This is a genomic window from Leifsonia poae (genome assembly GCF_050632865.1).
GTDB lineage: Bacteria > Actinomycetota > Actinomycetes > Actinomycetales > Microbacteriaceae > Leifsonia > Leifsonia poae_B.
This window is the reverse complement of the sequence record NZ_JBODSA010000001.1, coordinates 353,751-371,831: the sequence shown is the minus strand read 5'-3', so window position 1 is coordinate 371,831 and position 18,081 is coordinate 353,751. Positions and strand designations below refer to the sequence as shown.

At 71.9% G+C, this 18,081-nt stretch carries 14 protein-coding genes and 5 pseudogenes; 3 read left to right on the top strand and 16 right to left on the bottom strand.

Annotated elements, in window-relative coordinates; all coding sequences use genetic code 11:
* Positions 1-63: 63 nt before the first annotated feature.
* A complete protein-coding gene (locus ACRAWB_RS01755) occupies positions 64-576 on the top strand; it encodes a GNAT family N-acetyltransferase (RefSeq protein ID WP_431352691.1) in 513 nt (170 codons plus the stop codon).
* On the opposite strand, the gene xerD is transcribed toward ACRAWB_RS01755, so the two are convergent.
* The 8 genes and pseudogenes from xerD to tyrS all read right to left on the bottom strand — a co-directional run bounded on the left by xerD (position 573) and on the right by tyrS (position 8,946).
* Entirely contained in the window at positions 573-1,481 is a 909-nt protein-coding gene (xerD, locus tag ACRAWB_RS01750) for a site-specific tyrosine recombinase XerD (RefSeq protein ID WP_431351776.1), read from the bottom strand. The genes ACRAWB_RS01755 and xerD overlap by 4 nt on opposite strands.
* Positions 1,478-2,125 carry an NUDIX domain-containing protein gene (locus tag ACRAWB_RS01745; RefSeq protein ID WP_431351775.1) on the bottom strand — a complete coding sequence of 216 codons (648 nt, stop codon included), beginning with the start codon at positions 2,123-2,125 and terminating at the stop codon, positions 1,478-1,480. Before ACRAWB_RS01745 ends, xerD begins: the two co-directional genes overlap by 4 nt.
* Positions 2,125-3,852 (bottom strand): CTP synthase, encoded by a 1,728-nt coding sequence (locus ACRAWB_RS01740; RefSeq protein WP_431351774.1) that lies wholly within the window; start codon positions 3,850-3,852, stop codon positions 2,125-2,127. The genes ACRAWB_RS01745 and ACRAWB_RS01740 overlap by 1 nt, the downstream gene beginning before the upstream one ends.
* Before the next feature lie 52 nt (positions 3,853-3,904).
* Positions 3,905-5,647: a DNA repair protein RecN gene (gene recN, locus ACRAWB_RS01735; RefSeq protein WP_431352690.1), complete on the bottom strand. Its 1,743-nt coding sequence runs from the start codon at positions 5,645-5,647 to the stop codon at positions 3,905-3,907.
* Between the two features lie 66 nt (positions 5,648-5,713).
* Positions 5,714-6,595: pseudogene (locus ACRAWB_RS01730) on the bottom strand (NAD kinase); the annotation flags it as partial.
* 58 nt (positions 6,596-6,653) lie between these two features.
* Positions 6,654-7,453: pseudogene (locus tag ACRAWB_RS01725) on the bottom strand (TlyA family RNA methyltransferase).
* Positions 7,440-7,595 carry a hypothetical protein gene (locus ACRAWB_RS01720; RefSeq protein WP_363807818.1) on the bottom strand — a complete coding sequence of 52 codons (156 nt, stop codon included), beginning with the start codon at positions 7,593-7,595 and terminating at the stop codon, positions 7,440-7,442. The pseudogene ACRAWB_RS01725 and the gene ACRAWB_RS01720 overlap by 14 nt, the downstream one beginning before the upstream one ends.
* Positions 7,596-7,626: 31 nt before the next feature.
* Positions 7,627-8,946, bottom strand: coding sequence for a tyrosine--tRNA ligase (tyrS, locus tag ACRAWB_RS01715; protein ID WP_431351773.1), 1,320 nt, complete (start codon positions 8,944-8,946; stop codon positions 7,627-7,629).
* 575 nt (positions 8,947-9,521) lie between these two features.
* Between tyrS and ACRAWB_RS01710 the strand changes: the two genes are divergently transcribed.
* Positions 9,522-9,707, top strand: a complete 186-nt coding sequence (locus tag ACRAWB_RS01710) for a hypothetical protein (RefSeq protein ID WP_431351772.1) — start codon at positions 9,522-9,524, stop codon at positions 9,705-9,707.
* On the top strand, positions 9,704-10,309 hold the full coding sequence (locus tag ACRAWB_RS01705) for a hypothetical protein (protein WP_431351771.1): 606 nt from the start codon (positions 9,704-9,706) through the stop codon (positions 10,307-10,309). Before ACRAWB_RS01710 ends, ACRAWB_RS01705 begins: the two co-directional genes overlap by 4 nt.
* A gap of 4 nt (positions 10,310-10,313) precedes the next feature.
* Here the strand turns inward: ACRAWB_RS01705 and ACRAWB_RS01700 are convergent.
* The 8 genes and pseudogenes from ACRAWB_RS01700 to argC form a co-directional block, all read right to left on the bottom strand.
* Positions 10,314-10,942 (bottom strand): annotated as a pseudogene (locus tag ACRAWB_RS01700) (DNA-3-methyladenine glycosylase).
* A gap of 1 nt (position 10,943) precedes the next feature.
* Positions 10,944-11,066, bottom strand: coding sequence for a hypothetical protein (locus ACRAWB_RS01695; protein ID WP_431351770.1), 123 nt, complete (start codon positions 11,064-11,066; stop codon positions 10,944-10,946).
* Positions 11,066-12,535: an argininosuccinate lyase gene (gene argH / locus ACRAWB_RS01690; RefSeq protein ID WP_431351769.1), complete on the bottom strand. Its 1,470-nt coding sequence runs from the start codon at positions 12,533-12,535 to the stop codon at positions 11,066-11,068. The genes ACRAWB_RS01695 and argH overlap by 1 nt, the downstream gene beginning before the upstream one ends.
* Entirely contained in the window at positions 12,532-13,470 is a 939-nt protein-coding gene (gene argF, locus ACRAWB_RS01685; protein ID WP_431351768.1) for an ornithine carbamoyltransferase, read from the bottom strand. The genes argH and argF overlap by 4 nt, the downstream gene beginning before the upstream one ends.
* A gap of 36 nt (positions 13,471-13,506) precedes the next feature.
* Positions 13,507-14,720, bottom strand: a pseudogene (locus ACRAWB_RS01680) (acetylornithine transaminase).
* A gap of 14 nt (positions 14,721-14,734) precedes the next feature.
* A pseudogene (gene argB / locus ACRAWB_RS01675) lies at positions 14,735-15,645 on the bottom strand (acetylglutamate kinase).
* The gene (argJ, locus tag ACRAWB_RS01670; protein WP_431351767.1) at positions 15,645-16,799 is read right to left on the bottom strand and encodes a bifunctional glutamate N-acetyltransferase/amino-acid acetyltransferase ArgJ; all 1,155 of its coding nucleotides are present in this window, start codon (positions 16,797-16,799) and stop codon (positions 15,645-15,647) included. The pseudogene argB and the gene argJ overlap by 1 nt, the downstream one beginning before the upstream one ends.
* Entirely contained in the window at positions 16,796-17,842 is a 1,047-nt protein-coding gene (argC, locus tag ACRAWB_RS01665; protein WP_431351766.1) for an N-acetyl-gamma-glutamyl-phosphate reductase, read from the bottom strand. The genes argJ and argC overlap by 4 nt, the downstream gene beginning before the upstream one ends.
* Positions 17,843-18,081: the final 239 nt, after the last annotated feature.

Sequence of the window (18,081 nt, the reverse complement as noted above, 5' to 3'; positions counted from 1 at the left end):
CGCGACGTGCCCCGCTTGCGGGTCGCACGCCCGGCGGTTCGGTACGGTGGTCGCGTGCAGCCGATGCCGTCCGCCCTCGAGACCCCGCGTCTGCGTCTGCGCCCGCGCGACGGACGCGACGCCGAGTGGAACCTCGCGCTGCTCGCCGAGCATCCTCTCGGCCGTGCCGCCGGGACCGTCGAGGAGGAGCGGGAGCGGCTGGATGCGCAGCGCGCGGCCTTCGACGAGCGCGGCTTCGGGTTGTACACGATCGAGGACGCCGAGACGGGCGAGGTCGTCGGGTACTGCGGGCTCGTGGTCGGCCGGGCCACCGCATCCCAGCCCGAGCTCGCGTACGAGCTGCTGCGCGGACAGGTGGGTCACGGCTACGCGACGGAGGCGGCCGCTGCCGTGGCGGATGCGGCGTTCGACGCGGGCTTCCCGGTGCTGTGGGCGACCGTGGCGACGTGGAACGCGCCGTCGTTCGGAGTGCTCGCGAAGCTCGGCTTCACCGCGACCCGCCGCGCCGGCTTCGACGGCGGCTCGGTCTACGTCTGGTTGCGCCGCCGCGCCCCGCGCCGCCGCCACCGCGGCTAGCGCGCGCGGGGGTGGGACGCGGTGTAGACGTCGCGGAGGGTGTCGGCCGTGACCAGCGTGTAGATCTGCGTCGTCGCGACGGACGAGTGGCCCAGCAGCTCCTGCACGACGCGGACGTCCGCTCCGCCGGCCAGCAGGTGGGTCGCGAACGAGTGGCGCAGCGTGTGCGGCGACAGGTGGTCGACCTCCAGCTGCGCCCGCTCGGCGGCGGCGCGGATGATCAGCCACACGTTCTGGCGCGACAGCCGCGCCCCGCGCATCCCGAGGAACAGCGCGGGCGTCGCGCGTCCCTTCGCCGACAGCACCGGCCGGGCGCGGACGAGATATGCGGACACCGCCTCGCGCGCGTATGACCCCAGCGGCACGATCCGTTGCTTGCTGCCCTTTCCGGTGAGGCGGACGACGTCGGCGTCGATGACGTCGTCCACATTCAGCCCGACCGCCTCGCTCACGCGCGCGCCCGTCGCGTACATCAGCTCGAGCAGCGCCTTGTCGCGCAGCGCGGCGACGTCGTCGCCGTCGGTCGCGGCCAGCAGTGCCGACACCTGCTCCACCGAGATGGCCTTCGGCAGGCGGCTCGGGAGCTTCGGCGGACGGAGGTCGCGCGCCGCATCCACCTCGACGCGGCCCTCCTCCAGCAGGAACCGGTGGAAGCCGCGAACGGTCGACAGCATCCGGGCCAGCGAGGATGCGGTGAGCGGCGACTCCTCCCGCGTCCCGAGGTGAACGGCGAACGCCGACAGGGTCGCCGGCGTCACGGAACGCACGTCGGCCACCCCCTGCGCCTCCAGCCACCCGCTGTAGACGCCTAGGTCGCGACGGTACGCCGCGACCGTGTTCGCCGAGAGGCCGCGCTCGATGGCGACGTGCCTCAGGAAGGCGTCGACACCGGCCGCGACGGTCATACCGACAGCTTGGGGTGGCTCGGCCAGGGCTCGCCGGCCGCTCCGAGCGTGCTCCATTCCTGCTCGCGCGCGGTGCGGGCGGCGAGCAGCGCGATGATCAGCGGGGCGTTGTGGACGCGCCGCTGCAGCACCGCGTCCACGGCCTCGTCGAGCGGTACCCAGCGCACCTCGATGTCGGCCTCCTCCGCCTCGCGCGCGAACGCCGAACCGGTCGAGCGGATGCCGCGGGCCAGGTAGATGCGGATCGCCTCGTCGTTTCCGCCCGGGCTCGTGAACACGTCGGCGAGCACGTTCCACTCGTCCGCCTCGAGGTCGGCTTCCTCGCCCAGTTCGCGCTGGGCCGCGATCAGCGGCTCCTCGCCGTGCTGGTCGAGCAGGCCGGCCGGGATCTCCCAGTCGCGGTGCCGCACCGGGTGGCGGTACTGGCGGATGAGCAGCACGCGACCCTCATCGTCCATCGCCAGGATGCCGACGGCGCCGGTGTGGTCGACGTACTCGCGCGTGATCTCCTCGCCGTTGTAGCGGACGACGTCGCGGCGGACGTTCCAGATCTTGCCCTCGAAGGCGGTCTCGCTCGAGACGACCTCCGGGCGGAACGGCTGGTCGTTCAGGTCGGTCGCGGTGGTCTCGGGGGCGTCCGACATCAGACCTCGGCCACCATCTCCGCGTCGGCCTCGGCGACCTCGAACAGCAGGGCGGCCTTCTGGCGGTCGAGCGCGGCCCCGACGAGGCCGGCGAAGAGCGGGTGCGCCCGGTTCGGCCGCGACCGCAGCTCGGGGTGCGCCTGAGTGCCCACGTAGAACGGGTGCACGTCGCGCGGCAGCTCGACGTACTCGACGAGGTGGCCGTCGGGCGAGGTGCCCGAGAACCAGAGGCCCGCGTCGGCGATCTGCTCGCGGTAGTTGTTGTTCACCTCGTAGCGGTGACGGTGGCGCTCGGATGCCTCGTTGGCGCCGTACAGCTCCGCGACGATGGAGCCCTCGGCGAGCGTGGCCGGGTAGAGCCCGAGGCGCATGGTGCCGCCCAGGTCGCCGCCGGCGATGATGTCCACCTGCTCGGCCATGGTCGCGATCACCGGGAACTCGGTCTCGGGGTCGAACTCCGACGACGAGGCGCCGCCGAGACCGGCCTCGTGCCGCGCGTACTCGATGACCATGCACTGGAGGCCCAGGCACAGCCCCAACGCCGGGATGCCGTTCTCGCGGGCGAAGCGCAGCGCACCCACCTTGCCCTCGATGCCGCGCACGCCGAAGCCGCCGGGCACGCAGATCGCGTCGACGTCGCTCAGCTGGTGCGCCGCGCCCTCGGGCGTCTGGCACTCGTCGGAGGCGATCCACTTGAGCTTCACCTTGGTGCGGTGGGCGAAGCCGCCGGCACGCAGGGCCTCGGTGACCGAGAGGTAGGCGTCCGGCAGGTCGATGTACTTGCCGACCAGGCCGATCGTGACCTCGTGCTTGGGGTCGTGGACGGACTCCAGGAGGCGCGCCCAGCCGTTCCAGTCGACGTCGCCGGCCTGGTCGAGGCCGAGCTGGTCGATGATGTACGCGTCGAGGCCCTGCTCGTGGAGCATGGTCGGGATGTCGTAGATGCTCGGCACGTCGACCGCGTTCACGACGGCCTGCTCGTCGACGTCGCACATGAGCGCGATCTTGCGCTTGTTGCTGTCGGAGACCGGGCGGTCGCTGCGGAGCACGAGCGCGTCCGGCTGGATACCGATGGAGCGGAGGGCGGCGACGGAGTGCTGCGTCGGCTTGGTCTTCTGCTCGCCGGAGGCGTTCATGAACGGCACCAGCGAGACGTGCACGAAGAAGCAGTTCTTGCGGCCGAGCTCGTGCCGCACCTGGCGGGCGGACTCGATGAACGGCTGCGACTCGATGTCGCCGACCGTGCCGCCGATCTCGGTGATGATGACGTCGGGCGCGGGCTCGCCGTCGGGGCCCGGCTGGGCCTGGAGACGCATCCGGCGCTTGATCTCGTCGGTGATGTGCGGGATGACCTGCACGGTGTCGCCCAGGTATTCGCCGCGGCGCTCCTTGGCGATGACGTTCGAGTAGATCTGGCCGGTCGTGACGTTGGCCGACTGGCCGAGGTTGATGTCGAGGAAGCGCTCGTAGTGGCCGATGTCGAGGTCGGTCTCGGCGCCGTCGTCCGTGACGAAGACCTCGCCGTGCTGGAACGGGTTCATCGTTCCCGGGTCCACGTTGAGGTACGGGTCGAGCTTCTGCATGACGACGCGGAGGCCGCGAGCCGTCAGGAGGTTGCCGAGAGAGGCGGCGGTGAGGCCCTTGCCCAACGAAGAAACGACACCACCCGTCACGAAGATGTGCTTGGTAATGCCGTTAGATGTGCCCGCGTCTGAATAATCCACCACGGGCTTGTAGCTTATCACCCCTGGCGGGGACTCCCGTCCGCGCGCAGCCGTGTCAGCGACGCGCGGCGGACGCCATCTCGACCAGCTCGCGCGCGTGCGCCAGCCCGCTCTCGGAGTCCGGAAGGCCGGAGAGCAGGCGCGCCATCTCGGCGATGCGCTCGTCGCCGTCGAGGCGGCGGACGCTGGAGGCGGTGACCGCGCCGTCGTTGCCCTTGACGACGGTCAGGTGGTTGGTCGCGAACGCGGCGACCTGCGCCAGGTGCGTCACGACGATCACCTGCGCCGACTCGGCGAGACGCGCGAGGCGGCGGCCGATCTCGATCGCGGAGGCCCCGCCGACGCCGGCGTCGACCTCGTCGAAGATGAAGGTCGGCACCGGGTCCGAACCGGCGATGACGACCTCGATGGCGAGCATGACGCGCGACAGCTCGCCGCCCGACGCGCCCTTGCCGAGTGGACGCGGCTCCGCGCCGGGATGCGGCTGCAGCAGGATGGCGACCTGGTCGCGTCCCGACGCGCTGTACGTGCCGGGATCCTCGGCGTCGCGCTGGGTCACCTCGACGACGATGCGCGCATCCGGCATCGCCAGCGCGGAAAGCTCGTCGCTGACCGCCTCGGACAGCCGCGCGGCGGCGGCCGTGCGCTCGGCGCTCAGACCCGCGGCGAGCTCGCGGACCAGCGCCTCGTCGTCGGCGACCTCGCGGGTCAGCTCGTCGATGCGGTCGGCGTCGCCGTCGAGCTCGAGGAGCCGCAGGCTGCCGGTCTCGAGCGTACGGGTCACGTCGTCGAGAGTCGGGCCGTACTTGCGCACGAGACCGGCGAGCTGCGCCCGGCGCTCCTGCACGACCTCCAGCTCGGCGGCGCCGTCGGTGTCGAGCGCGGCGAGGTACGTGGACAGCTGCGCCGCGATGTCGGAGATGAGGTAGTTGGCCTCCGCGACGGACTCGGCGAGCGGCTGCAAGGCGCTGTCGTGCGGGGCGACGCGCTCCAGCTGGCGGCGGGCGTTGTCGAGCAGGCCGAGCGCGTCGGCGCCCTCGGACTCCTCGGCGCTCAGCACCTCGCGCGCTGCGGCGGCGGCGAGCCGGAGCTCTTCGAGGTTGGTCAGCCGTTCGGCGCGGTCGGCGAGCTCGTCGTCCTCGCCCGGCTGCGGGGCGATCGTCTCGATCTCGGCCATGGCGACCCGGAGGTCGTCGGCCTCACGGGCGCGTCGCTCCTGGTCGGCGACCAGCTCGTCCAGCTCGGAGCGGTTGTCGCGCCAGCGGTGGAACACCTGCTCGTAGGCGGCCAGCTGCTCGGCGAACGCGGGACCGGCGAACCGGTCGAGTGCGGCCCGCTGCGCCACGGCCGACCGCAAACGGATCTGGTCGGACTGGCCGTGCACCACGACCAGCTGCTCCCCCAGCTCGGTCAGCACCGCGATCGGCGCGCTCCGTCCGCCGACGACCGCCCGCGAGCGCCCCTCGGCCGACACCGAGCGGCTGAGCACGAGCTCCGCCTCGGAGGCGTCGATCGCATCCACATCGCCGCCGGCGTCGCGCACCCGCTCGACCACGTCGCCGGTGGACGGCACTCGCCAGCGGCCCTCCACCCACGCCTGCGGGCTGTTCAGCCGCACCGCGCCGCTGTCGGCGCGCTCGCCCAGCAGCAGGCCCAGGGCGGACACCACCATCGTCTTGCCCGCGCCGGTCTCGCCGGTGATCGCCGTGAATCCCGACCCGAGCGGGAGGGAGGCGTCGGCGATGACGCCCAGGTCTTTGATCGAGATCTCCTCGATTCCTCCGCGTACGTCAGTCACGGCCGGCAGGCCCCTCCATCCCGTGACGGGAAGGTCGAACTTGTGCACCAGGCGGTCGGTGAACGGCCCCGGGTGCAGGCGTGCGAGCCGCACCGGGATGGGCGAGCGACGCACCACGACGCGGGCGCCCCGCGGCAGGTCGAAGGGACGGCGGCCGTCGCACCAGAGGATGCCCGCGCCGCCCGCGCGGTCGAGCAGTTCGACCGCGAGCGACGAGTCGGCGTCGACCACCAGCGGACGCGAGAACAGCGCGTGCGCGCTCAGCGGCACGAGGAGCAGCGCGGCGACTCCCGGCCAGACGACGGGGCCTCCCGCCGAGAACGAGTACGCGGTGGACCCGGTCGGGGTCGACATGACGACGCCGTCGCAGCCGAAGCTCGACATGGGCCGGCCATCGACCTCGATGACGACCTCGAGCATCCGCTCCCGGCTCGCCTTCTCGACCGTGGCCTCGTTGAGCGCCCAGCTCTCGTAGACCACCTCGCGACCGACCTTGACCCGGGCGGAGAGCGTCATGCGCTCCTCGACCTCGTAGTCCTTCGCCAGCCCGCGGGCGACCGCCGTCTCGAGGTCGTCGCGCTCGCTCTCGGCGAGGAAGCCGACGTGACCGAGGTTGACGCCGAGCAGCGGAGCCGAGCATCCGCGCACCAGCTCGGCCGCGCGCAGGATGGTGCCGTCGCCGCCCAGCACGATGACCAGCTCGAGCTCGCTCGGCGCCACGTCGTCGCCGAGCACCCGCACCGCCTCGAGCGACGGATCGGCCTCGAGGATGTCGCGCCGTTCATCGGCGCTGAGCACGGGGACGACGCCCGCGTCGAGCAGCTGCCGTGACACCCGCACGCCCGCCTCCAGCGAGTCCTGCCGACCGGTGTGCGCGACGACCAGGATGTAGCGCGTCGCTGCACCGATCTGTGCCACGTCGTCTCCTCTCGAAAGCCGTTCTCCCATTCTTACCGGTTTCGGAAGCAGGACCAGGCCGAAGCCCGGGTTTGTGGAGAACGTTCACCTACCGCGAAAGCCGGACCACGTCGTCGCGCAGCCCCGACGGGTCCGGCGCGCCCGCGCGGAACCAGGCCAGGAACTCGCGGTTGCCGTGCCCGCCGGCGATCGGGGACGCGATGAGCCCCGCCGTGCCGAGTCCGGCGTCGTGTGCGGCCCAGAGCACGTCGGAGATCGCATCCGCGCGCAGTCCGGCGTCGCGGACCACACCCTCCCGGATGCCCTGTCTGCCCACCTCGAACTGCGGCTTGATCAGCAGCACGAAGTCGGCGCCGCGCACGGCCGTCGCCACGAGCGCCGAGATGACCTGCGTGAGGGAGATGAAGGACAGGTCGGCCACGACCAGGTCGGGACGCACGTCGTCGCCGGTCAGCGCGGCGAGCGAGTTCGCGGTCAGCGAGCGGACGTTGACGCCCTCGTACGAGTCCAGCCGCTCCTCCCCGCGAGCGCCGGCGACAGCTGGCCGTGACCGACGTCGACCGCGATGACCCGGGCGGCGCCGCGCTCGAGCAGCACCTGGCTGAAGCCGCCGGTGGAGGCACCCGCGTCGAGCGCGACGCGACCGGCGGGGTCGATCGCGAACGCGTCGAGCGCGGCGAGCAGCTTGTGCGCGCCCCGACTGACGTAGTGGTCGGCGCCGGCGACGCGGATGTCCTGCCCCTCCGACACCTTGAGGGATGCGCGCACGGCGGGACGCCCGTCCACGGTGACCAGGCCGTCGGCGATGACCGCGGCCGCGTGCGACCGCGAGCGGGCGAGGCCCAGCTCCGCCAGCGCGACGTCGAGGCGGCGCTCAGCCCCGGCCATGCTCGTCGTCGCCCTCCAGGGTACGGCGGAGCTGTTCGTGGAGCTGCGCGTACGCGTCGGCGCGGTCGGCGAGCGGCTGCTCCTCGATCACGTCGAGCCGTTCGACGAGAGCGCCGTCGCCGGGCTGCGGTTCATCGGTCATGAGGCCACCGTACGTCCCGCACTCACCGTCGTCACGCGACGAACACGCCCGCGAGCGTTTTCTTGCCGCGACGCAGCACCACGACGCCGCCCGGAAGCACGGCATCGCCGATCGGCTGCTCCGCGTCCTCGACCTTGGCGTTGTTGACGTAGACGCCGCCCTGCGCGACCGCACGGCGGGCCTCGCCGAGGCTCGACGTGAGGCCGGTGTCGACGAGCGCCTGCGCCACCGTCGACGAGGGCGCGGTGTCGGTGGTGTTCGGCAGCTCGCGCAGCGCGGACTCGAGGGTCGCGGCGTCGAGCGCGGCCAGGTCGCCCTGGCCGAACAGCGCCTCGGATGCGGCGATGACCGCCTCCGTCGCCTCCACTCCGTGCACCAGCGCTGTCACCTCGAACGCGAGCCGGCGCTGCGCCTCACGGCGGAACGGCTCCTCGGCCACTTTGCGCTCAAGCTCTTCGATCTCGGCGCGCGAGAGGAACGTGAACACCTTGAGCCGCGCGATCACGTCGGCGTCATCGGTGTTCAGCCAGAACTGGTACATCGCGTACGGCGTCGTCAACCGCGGGTCGAGCCAGATGGCGTTGCCCTCGCTCTTGCCGAACTTCGTGCCGTCGCTGTTGGTGATGAGCGGCGTGCCGATCGCGTGGACGTGGGCGCCCTCCACCTTGCGGATGAGCTCGGTGCCGCTGGTCAGGTTGCCCCACTGGTCGCTGCCGCCGGTCTGCAGCACGCAGCCGTACTGGCGGTAGAGCTCCAGGAAGTCCATGCCCTGCAGGATCTGGTAGCTGAACTCGGTGTACGAGATGCCCTCGTCGGAGTTCAGGCGCGCGGCGACCGCATCCTTCTTGAGCATCGTGCCGACACGGAAGTGCTTGCCGATCTCGCGCAGGAAGTCGATCGCCGACAGCGGTGCCGTCCAGTCGAGGTTGTTGACCAGCCGGACCGCGTTGTCGCCCTCGTCGGAGAGGTAGCGCGTGACTTGGGCCTGGAGGTAGCCGACCCATTCGGCGACCGTCTCCTTGGTATTCAGCGTGCGCTCGGCGGTCGGGCGCGGGTCGCCGATGAGACCGGTCGAACCGCCCACGAGTCCGAGCGGCTTGTGGCCGGCCAGCTGGAGACGGCGCATGGTGAGGAGCTGCACGAGGTTGCCCAGGTGCAGGCTCGGCGCCGTCGGGTCGAAACCGCAGTAATACGTGATCGGCTCCCCGGCAAGGAGCTCTTTCAGGGCGGCTTCATCCGTGGAGACGTGGATGAGGCCGCGCCAGACGAGCTCGTCCCAGACGTCGTCGAAGGACGCGTCGTTGGTCTGCGCGGTGAGGCTCTGCGCGCGGGAGGTCGCGGTGTCGGACATGGGTACAACCGTACCAATGCGCGGGGGTCCGCTCCGGCGCGACGATCAGGGCCGGGGACCTGATCCACTGGTAATCAGGTGTGTAGACCTGATACCATACCGGTCAGGTGCACAGACCTGATGAGGAGGCGGCATGTTCGCCATCACAGCCGACCAGATCGACAGTCGCGGACGCGCGGACGCCGTCGCCCCCGCTCTGACGGCTCTCGACGACCGCTTCGGCGCGCGGCTGGCGCTCCCGCCCGACCGGAACGCCGGAGACGAACTCCAGGTGCTCACGGAGGACGCGGCCACCGCGCTCGACCTCATCCTGACGCTCTCCCGCGACGACGCCTGGAGCATCGGGCTCGGTCTCGGACCGGTCCGGCTCCCCTCCCCGACAGCACCCGCGAGGCCACCGGCGACGCCTTCGTGGCCGCGCGCGCCGCCGTCACCCGCGCCAAGCGCATGCCTCACCGGCTCGCGGTCGAGGCCGTCACCTCCCCGAGGAGGCCGCCGACGCCGAGGCCCTGCTCACCCTCCTGCTCGCGGTCCGTGCGGCCCGCACGCCCGCCGGCTGGGAGCTGCACGACCTGGTGCGCTCGGGTCTCAGCCAGAAGGAGGCCGGCGCCCGGCTCGGGATCACCCCGCAGTCCGCGAGCGACCGCGCCCGCGCCGCCGGACTGCGCGTCGAGCTCGCCGCCCTTCCCGCCCTCACTAGGCTGTTGGAACGCGCCGACGCCGCCCAGGCCGGCGACACGGGAACCCGGGAGGACGCATGACGAGCTGGCCGCTGCCGCTGCCCCTTCTGCTGAACCAGGCCGTCCCCGTCGTCCTCTGGACGCTCGTGGTGCTGCTGCTCGCGGCCTCCCTCGGCTGCATCGTCGCCACGCTGCGCACCCCGCGTCGTCCGCTCGTCTACAGCGCCGCCGCCCTGCTCGCCGCGGCTCTCGTCGTCGTCCTCATCCCCGGACAGCATGCGCCCTTCCCGGTGCGGATCGTCATCGGGATCCTCGCGCTCGCGCTCGCGGTGCTGGGCGGCTGGCCCGCGTCGCAGCTCGTGCTCGTGCTCGCCACCCGCAGCACGACCGAGCCCAGCGCGCACGACGGCATCCTCGTCCGGGCCCTCACGCCCGAGGGCGTGACGACGCGCGAGGTGCTGCGCGGCGGGACGACGATCGGCCTGCTCGAACGGCTCGCCGCGGCCGGGACGATCATGGCCGGCTTCCCCGAAGGCCTGGCCGTACTGATCGCCATCAAGGGCGTCGGCCGATTCACCGAGCTGGAGCAGGCGGAGGCGCGCGAGCGCTTTCTCATCGGCACGCTGACCAGCATCATCTGGGCGTGCGTGTGCGCCGGGGTGTTCCGGATCGCGGCGGGCTGACGACTCAGTCGTCCGACTTGGGGTGCCGTTTGTACGGCGACACCGTCGGGTCCCCCGGCAGCCAGTAGCGCCACGGGAACGCCAGTCCTCCGCCGGCGCCCGAGACGCCGGTCCGTGGCCCTGTCTCGTATTCGGCCTGCGTCGACGGCAGCTCGATCGAGAACGGCGGCTCGAACAGGTCGGCGCCGTCGTCGGCGAGGCTCATCCCCGCGGCGACGACCAGCCGCGCGGGTCCCCGGGCGAGATCGCGATGAGGGATGCGCCTCCCGCTCGCTCCGACGCGGCGGTGCTCGGCAAGATCCTCCCCTCGATCACCTCGGCACCGCGCAGCAGCACGGCGGTCGCCTCGCCCTCCGGCGAGCAGACGACGTTGGCGCACACGTGCATCCCGTAGGTGAAGTACGTGTACACGTGGCCGGGTGGACCGTACATGACCGCGTTGCGCTTGGTGCGGCCGCGGAACGCGTGGGACCCGGGGTCGAGGCCGTCGCCGATGTACGCCTCCACCTCGGTGATGCGCAGGGCGACCGTCCCCTCCGGCGACTCGTGCCGCAGGACGGCGCCGAGCAGCCGCGGCGCAACCTCCAGCGACGACGCCAGGAACTCGTCGCGAGAAGGCCGGTACAGCGTCACGTCAGAAGATCCGGCCGCCCGCGACCACGGCCACGATGAGGCCGACCACGATCACCACGACGGCGACGGTGACGATCGCCGGGATGATCCACGGGTACTTGCGCTCGGGCTGGAATCGGGCCATCAGACGAGGTCTCTCTTCGCTGCGCGGAGGGCCAGGGCGGCCTTCCGGACGTGGTCGGTCAGGGCGGCGAGCTGGTCCGCGACGCGGTCGGGAGCGGTGCCGCCGACGCCGTCGCGGCTGGCGACCGAGCCCTCCACCGAGAGCACCGAGCGCACCTCCGGAGTGAGCAGCGGCGAGACCGCGGCAAGCTGCTCGTCGGACACCTCGTGCAGCTCCAGCCCGTTCTCCTCGGCGACGCGGACCAGGCTGCCGCTCAGCTCGTGCGCGACGCGGAAGGGCACGTGCTGCTTCACCAGCCACTCGGCGACGTCGGTGGCGAGGGAGAAGCCCTGCGGCGCGAGCTCCGCCATCCGCTCGGTGTGGAAGCGCAGGGTCGCGACCATGCCGGTGAAAGCCGGGAGCACGAGCTCGAGCGTGCGCACCGAGTCGAAGACCGGCTCCTTGTCCTCCTGCAGGTCGCGGTTGTACGCGAGCGGGAGGCCCTTCAGCGTCGTCAGCAGGCCGATCGCGTTGCCGATCAGGCGGCCTGCCTTGCCGCGGGCGAGCTCCGCGATGTCCGGGTTCTTCTTCTGGGGCATGATCGACGACCCGGTCGAGTAGCCGTCATCAAGCGTGACGAAGGCGAACTCCCGCGTGTTCCAGAGGATGATCTCCTCGGCGAATCGGGAGAGGTCCACGCCGATCTGCGCCGCGACGAACGCGAACTCGGCGACCACATCCCGAGCGGCCGTGCCGTCGATCGAATTCTCCGAGCTGCGGGCGAAGCCGAGTTCGCGGGCGACGAGGAGCGGGTCGAGCCCGAGCGTCGAGCCGGCGAGCGCCCCCGAGCCGTACGGCGAGACGTTGGCACGTGCATCCCAGTCGGCCAGCCGCTGGAGGTCGCGCACCAGCGGCCAGCAGTGCGCGAGCAGGTGGTGCGCGAGCAGTACCGGCTGGGCGTGCTGCAGGTGCGTGCGGCCCGGGAGGATGGCGGTGGGATGCGCGTCCGCCTGCGACGCGATGGCGTCGATGAGCGCGATCAGCTGCTCGGCGATGACGCCGGCGTGGTCGCGCAGGTAGAGGCGGATCAGGGTCGCGATCTGGTCGTTGCGGCTGCGGCCGGCGCGCAGCTTGCCGCCGAGGTCGGCGCCCGCGCGCTCGATCAGCCCGCGCTCCAGGGCGCCGTGCACGTCCTCGTCGGTCTCGGCCGCCACGAACGCTCCGGAGGCGACGTCGGCGTCGAGCGCGTCGAGAGCGGCGAGCATGCCGTCCAACTCCTCAGCCGTCAGGTAACCCGCCGCGGCGAGCGCGCGAGCGTGCGCGCGGGATCCGGCGATGTCGTAGGCGGCGAGCTCCCAGTCGAAGTGGGTGGATTTGCTCAGCGCGGCGAGCTCGGGCGACGGCCCGCCGGCGAACCGGCCGCCCCAGAGCGAGCCCTCGCCGGTCTTGCCACCGCCGTTTCCGGTGGATCCAGCCGTGCCGTCGCTCATGCGCCCGCCTCCGTGTTCTTCTCCAGCAGCCAGGCGAGCAGCGCCTTCTGCGCGTGCAGGCGGTTCTCGGCCTCGTCCCAGACCACCGACTGCGCGCCGTCGAGCACGTCGGCGCTCACCTCGTAGCCGCGGTACGCCGGCAGGCAGTGCAGGAAGATCGCGTCGGAGGCGGCCACCCCCATGAGGCGGGAGTCGACCGTGTAGTCGCCGAAGACGGCGACGCGCTCGGCCTTCTCGGCCTCCTGTCCCATCGACACCCAGGTGTCGGTGACAACGACGTCCGCGCCGGTCGCCGCCTCGGTCGGGTCGGTCAGCACGGCGACCGAGCCGCCGGTCCGCTCGGCGATCGCGCGGGCGTCCGCGACGATCGACGCGTCGGGCGCGTACGCCGCCGGGGCCGCGACCCGCACGTGCATGCCCGCGGTCGCTCCGCCGAGGAGGTAGGAGTGCGCCATGTTGTTGGCGCCGTCGCCGACGTAGGTCATCGTCAGGCCCTCGGTGCGGCCCTTGTGCTCACGGACGGTGAGCAGGTCGGCGAGAATCTGGCACGGGTGGAAGTCGTCCGACAGCGCGTTGATCACCGGGACGCGGGTGCCCTCGGCCATCTCCTCCAGCCCCGCCTGGGCGTAGGTGCGCCAGACGATCGCGGCGACCATGCGCTCCAGCACGCGGGCGGTGTCGGCGATGGACTCCTTGCCGCCGAGCTGGCTCTCCCCGCTCTGGATGACGAGCGGGCTGCCGCCGAGGTCGGAGATCCCCACCGAGAACGAGACGCGCGTGCGGGTCGAGGTCTTGTCGAAGATCACGGCGACGGTCTGGGGTCCGGCGAGCGGCTTCGCCGAGAAGCGGTCGCGCTTCAGGTCGGCCGCCAGGGCCAGCACCTCCGCCTGCTCGGCAGGCGAGAGGTCGTCGTCGCGGAGGAAGTGCCGGGTCATGTACCCGCCCTTTCGTGGTGCTGGAGGTGGTCGGTGTCAGAGGGCGGCGAGCGCGCGTCCGAAGCGCTCCCGGAAGCCGGCGAGCTCGTCGTCGCCGATGATGAGCGGCGGCGCCAGGCGGATGCTCGACTCGTTCGGAGCGTTGATGATCAGGCCCTGGGAGAGCGCGGCGTCGGAGAGGCGGTGCGCCTCCCCTCGGTGAGCCCGATGCCGATCAGCAGGCCGTGACCGCGGACCGCGCCGATCAGCGGGTGGTCGAAGCCGCGGATGATCTGTTTCAGCTCCTCCCCGCGGCGTGCGGCGTTCTCGACGAGACCCGCCCGCTCGATCTCGGCGAGCACGGCGTTGCCCGCGGCGGTCGCGAGCGGGTTGCCGCCGAACGTCGAGCCGTGCTGGCCCTGGCTGAACAGTTCCGATGCCCAGCCGAAGGTCACCAGCGCGCCGATCGGCACGCCGCCGGCCATCCCCTTGGCGACCGTGACGGCGTCCGGGAGGATGCCCGCTCGCTGGTACGCGAACCATTCGCCGGTGCGGCCGACGCCGGTCTGGATCTCGTCGACGATGAGCAGCGCGCCGTGCTTCTCGGTGAGCTCGCGCGCCCGCTCCAGGAAGCCGTCGGGCAGGTCGAGCACCCCGGCCTCGCCCTTGATCGGCTCGACGAACAGCGCCGCGACGTGGCCGTCGATGGACGCCTCCAACGCCTCGATCGTGGAGTCGATGTGCTCCACGCCGCCCGGAAGCGGCTCGAACGCCTCGCGCATCGGCGGCTTGCCGGTGAGCGCGAGGGAGCCCATCGTGCGGCCGTGGAAGGCGTTGTGCAGGGCCAGGACGCGCGTGCGGCGCCCGTGCGGGCCGGTGCGGTTGAGCCGGGCCAGCTTGAAGGCCGCCTCGTTCGCCTCGGCGCCCGAGTTGCCGAACAGGACGCGGCCGTGCTCCCCGGCGCCGGTGATGCGGCGGAGGCGTTCGGCCAGCTCCAGCTGCGGAGGGGTCGAGAAGTAGTTGGAGACGTGCGCGAGCGTTCCCACCTGCGCGGTCACCGCCTCCACGAGCGCGGGATGCGCGTGCCCGAGCGAGTTGACGGCGATCCCGGCGAGGAAGTCCAGGTACTCGTTGCCGTCGACGTCCCAGACCCGGGCGCCCTCACCGCGCACCAGCATCAGCTTCGGCGTCGCCAGCGTGCGCATGAAGCGGTCGCCGAACGGACCCTTCCAGGCCCCGTCGCGCCACTCGTCCGTCTCGTATCGTGTCATTGCCTGTGCCTCGCTCACGCGGGCACCACCTCCGTCCCGATTCCGGACTGCGTGAAGACCTCGAGCAGGATCGAGTGCGGCACGCGCCCGTCGATGATCGCGGCCTTCGCCACTCCCCGTCGACCGCGTCCAGGCAGGCCGCCATCTTCGGGATCATCCCCGACTCCAGCGACGGCAGCAGCTCCCGCAGCTCGTCGGCACCGATCTTCGATAGCAGCGAATCACGATTCGGCCAGTCGCTGTAGAGGCCGGCGACATCCGTCAGGATCACGAGCTTGGACGCACCCAGCGCGACGGCGAGCGCAGCGGCGGCCGCATCCGCGTTGACGTTGAGGGCCTGGCCCGCATCGTCGATGTCCGGTGCGATCGACGACACCACCGGGATGCGCCCGGCCGCGAGCTGGGCGAGCACCGCCTCCGGGTCGACAGCGACCACGTCGCCCACGAGCCCGAGGTCGACCTCCTCGCCGTCGACGACCGCCGCGCGGCGCCGGCCCTGGAAGAGCCCCGCGTCCTCGCCCGACAGTCCGGCCGCGAGCGGGCCGTGCTTGTTGATGTTGCCGACGATGTCGCGGTTGATCTGGCCGGTGAGGACCATGCGCACCACATCCATCGCCTCCGGCGTGGTCACCCGGTAGCCGCCGCGGAACTCGGACTCGATGCCGAGCCGGTCGAGCATGGCCGAGATCTGCGGGCCGCCGCCGTGGACGACGACCGGGCGGATCCCGGCGTAGCGGAGGTACACCATGTCCTCGGCGAAGGTGCGCTGCAGTTCCTCGCTGACCATCGCGTTGCCGCCGAACTTCACGACGATGATCGCATCGTGGAAGGCCTTCAGCCACGGCAGCGACTCGATGAGGGTGGCGGCCTTGGAGGCCGCCTCCTCGCGTTCGGCGGTGTCCGTCATATCCTCTGCGGTGTCCATCAGCTGGCGTACGCGCTGTTCTCGTGCACGTAGTCGTGCGTGAGGTCGTTGGTCAGGATGGTCGCCGTCTCCTCGCCCGCGTGCAGGTCGATCAGGATGTGGACCTTCCGCGGTGTCAGATCGACCAGTTCCCGCGGCTGGTCCGGTTCACCTGCTGTGCAGACCTGGACGCCGTTGATGGCCACGTCGATCCCGTACGGGTCGAACTCCGCGTCGGTGGTGCCGACGGCTGCGAGCACCCGGCCCCAGTTGGGGTCGTTGCCGAAGATGGCGGCCTTGAACAGGTTGCTGCGCGACACCGCCCGGCCGACCGTCACCGCGTCCTCCTCGGACTTCGCGTTGACGACCTGGATGGCGACATCGTGCGAGGCGCCCTCGGCGTCCTCCTGCAGCTGCTCGGCCAGGTCGCGGCACACCTCGGTGAGCGCCAGCGCGAAGTCGGCCTCGCCCGGCTCGACGCCGCTGGCGCCCGAGGCGAGCAGGGCGACCGTGTCGTTCGTGGACATGCAGCCGTCGGAGTCGAGGCGGTCGAAGGTGACGCGGGTCGCCTGGCGCAGGGCCGCGTCCAGCTGCTCGGAGGTGAGCACGGCGTCGGTCGTGAGGACGACGAGCATCGTCGCGAGGCCGGGCGCGAGCATCCCGGCGCCCTTCGCCATGCCGCCGATCGTCCAGCCGTCCGGTGAGCTGTGTATGGACTGCTTGGGGCGCGTGTCGGTGGTCATGATCGCCTCGGCCGCGGCGATGCCGGCGTCGCTCGCAAGGGCTCCGGCCGCTGCGGTGACGCCCGTGATGAGCTTGTCGAGCGGCAGCTGCTCGCCGATGAGGCCGGTGGAGCACACCAGCACGTCGCCCGCGGAGACCTCGAGCTGTTCGGCGACCGCCTCCGCCGTCGCGTGCGTGGTCTGGAAGCCCTGCGCGCCGGTGTAGCAGTTCGCGCCGCCCGAGTTGAGGACGATCGCGGAGACGACGCCGTCCTGGATGACCTGCTCGCTCCACAGCACGGGGTTCGCCTTGCAGCGGTTGGTGGTGAAGACGGCGGCCGCGGCGTTCAGGGGGCCGAGGTTCTGGACCAGGGCGAGGTCGCGGTTCCCGCTCGTCTTGAGCCCCGCGACGACGCCGGCGGCGGCGAATCCGGATGCAGCGGTGACGCTCACGGGGCGACTCCGTTCACGGTCAGGCCCGCGGTCTCGTCGAGGCCGAGGGCGATGTTGACGGACTGGATCGCCGCTCCGGCCGTCCCCTTGTAGAGGTTGTCGAGCGCGAGCACCGTGACCACGCGGCCCGCGGCCTCGTCGAGCGCGACGCCGATCAGGACGGTGTTGGCACCGAGCACGTCGGCCGTGCGCGGCAGCGTCCCAGCCGGCAGGACGTGGACGAACGGCTCGTCCGCGTACGCGGCCTCCCACGTCTGCTCCACCTGCTCGGCCGTCACGCCCGGCTTCACCCGGGCCGTCGAGGTGGCGAGGATGCCGCGCGACATCGGCACGAGCACCGGCGTGAACGACACGGTCGGGGCTTCTGCTCCGGCCTTCCGGAGGTTCTGCTGGATCTCGGGGATGTGACGGTGCGTCCCGCCGACCCCGTACGGGTTCGCGGAGCCCAGGATCTCGCTCGCCAGGTACATGGTCTTGAGGGACTTCCCGGCGCCCGAGGGGCCGACCGCCAGCACGGCGACGATGTCCTCGTCGTCGATCAGGCCGGCCTGGATGCCCGGGGCGAGAGCGAGGGACACGGCGCTCGCGTTGCATCCGGGGGCCGCGATCCGCCGTGCGCCGCCCAGGTTCTCGCGCTGCTTCCCGCCGTCGGCGAGCGGCAGCTCCGGCACGCCGTACGCCCACGCGCCGAAGTGCTCGCCGCCGTAGAACGCGGCCCAGGCGGCCGGGTCTTCGAGGCGGTGGTCGGCGCCGCAGTCCACGACGATCGTGTCGTCGGGCAGCTGGGCGGCGATCTCGCCGGAGGCGCCGTGCGGCAGCGCGAGGAACACGACGTCGTGGCCGGCGAGGTTCGCCGCGGACGTCTCCTGCAGGGTCAGGTGCGCGAGGCTGCGCAGGTGCGGCTGGTGGGCGATCAGCGGGTGACCGGCGTTGTTGTGCGCGGTGACGGTGCGGATCTCGAAGTCGGGGTGCGCGGCGAGGATGCGCAGCAGCTCACCGCCCGCGTATCCGGATGCGCCTGCGACAGCGACCGAGAAAGTCATGCTTCTTCCTTTTCGAGTGGACGACGGGAGTCTCGGCGACGGCGACGCCCACGTCGGCCCGCGCACGGACCGCCCTGAACGCCGCCTAGCTTCGGCGGTCGCACAGGCGTCGGCGCATCGCGCGGGCGGCGAGGGCCGCGAGCGTCGAGGCGGTGCGCCGGACGGAAAGCATGGGACAACCCTAGCGCGCCCTCCCCGCCGCCGCCAAATCGCGGGGTGCGGGGGTGTTCAGACGCGCA

Excerpts from the sequence above, each read along its gene's own strand:
- ACRAWB_RS01755 (WP_431352691.1), top strand. The coding sequence starts at position 64 with ATGCCGTCCGCCCTCGAGACCCCGCGTCTGCGTCTGCGCCCGCGCGAC.
- xerD (WP_431351776.1), bottom strand. The coding sequence starts at position 1,481 with ATGACCGTCGCGGCCGGTGTCGACGCCTTCCTGAGGCACGTCGCCATC.
- ACRAWB_RS01745 (WP_431351775.1), bottom strand. The coding sequence starts at position 2,125 with ATGTCGGACGCCCCCGAGACCACCGCGACCGACCTGAACGACCAGCCG.
- ACRAWB_RS01720 (WP_363807818.1), bottom strand. The coding sequence starts at position 7,595 with ATGACCGATGAACCGCAGCCCGGCGACGGCGCTCTCGTCGAACGGCTC.
- tyrS (WP_431351773.1), bottom strand. The coding sequence starts at position 8,946 with ATGTCCGACACCGCGACCTCCCGCGCGCAGAGCCTCACCGCGCAGACC.
- ACRAWB_RS01705 (WP_431351771.1), top strand. The coding sequence starts at position 9,704 with ATGACGAGCTGGCCGCTGCCGCTGCCCCTTCTGCTGAACCAGGCCGTC.
- ACRAWB_RS01695 (WP_431351770.1), bottom strand. The coding sequence starts at position 11,066 with ATGGCCCGATTCCAGCCCGAGCGCAAGTACCCGTGGATCATCCCGGCG.
- argH (WP_431351769.1), bottom strand. The coding sequence starts at position 12,535 with ATGAGCGACGGCACGGCTGGATCCACCGGAAACGGCGGTGGCAAGACC.
- argF (WP_431351768.1), bottom strand. The coding sequence starts at position 13,470 with ATGACCCGGCACTTCCTCCGCGACGACGACCTCTCGCCTGCCGAGCAG.
- argC (WP_431351766.1), bottom strand. The coding sequence starts at position 17,842 with ATGACTTTCTCGGTCGCTGTCGCAGGCGCATCCGGATACGCGGGCGGT.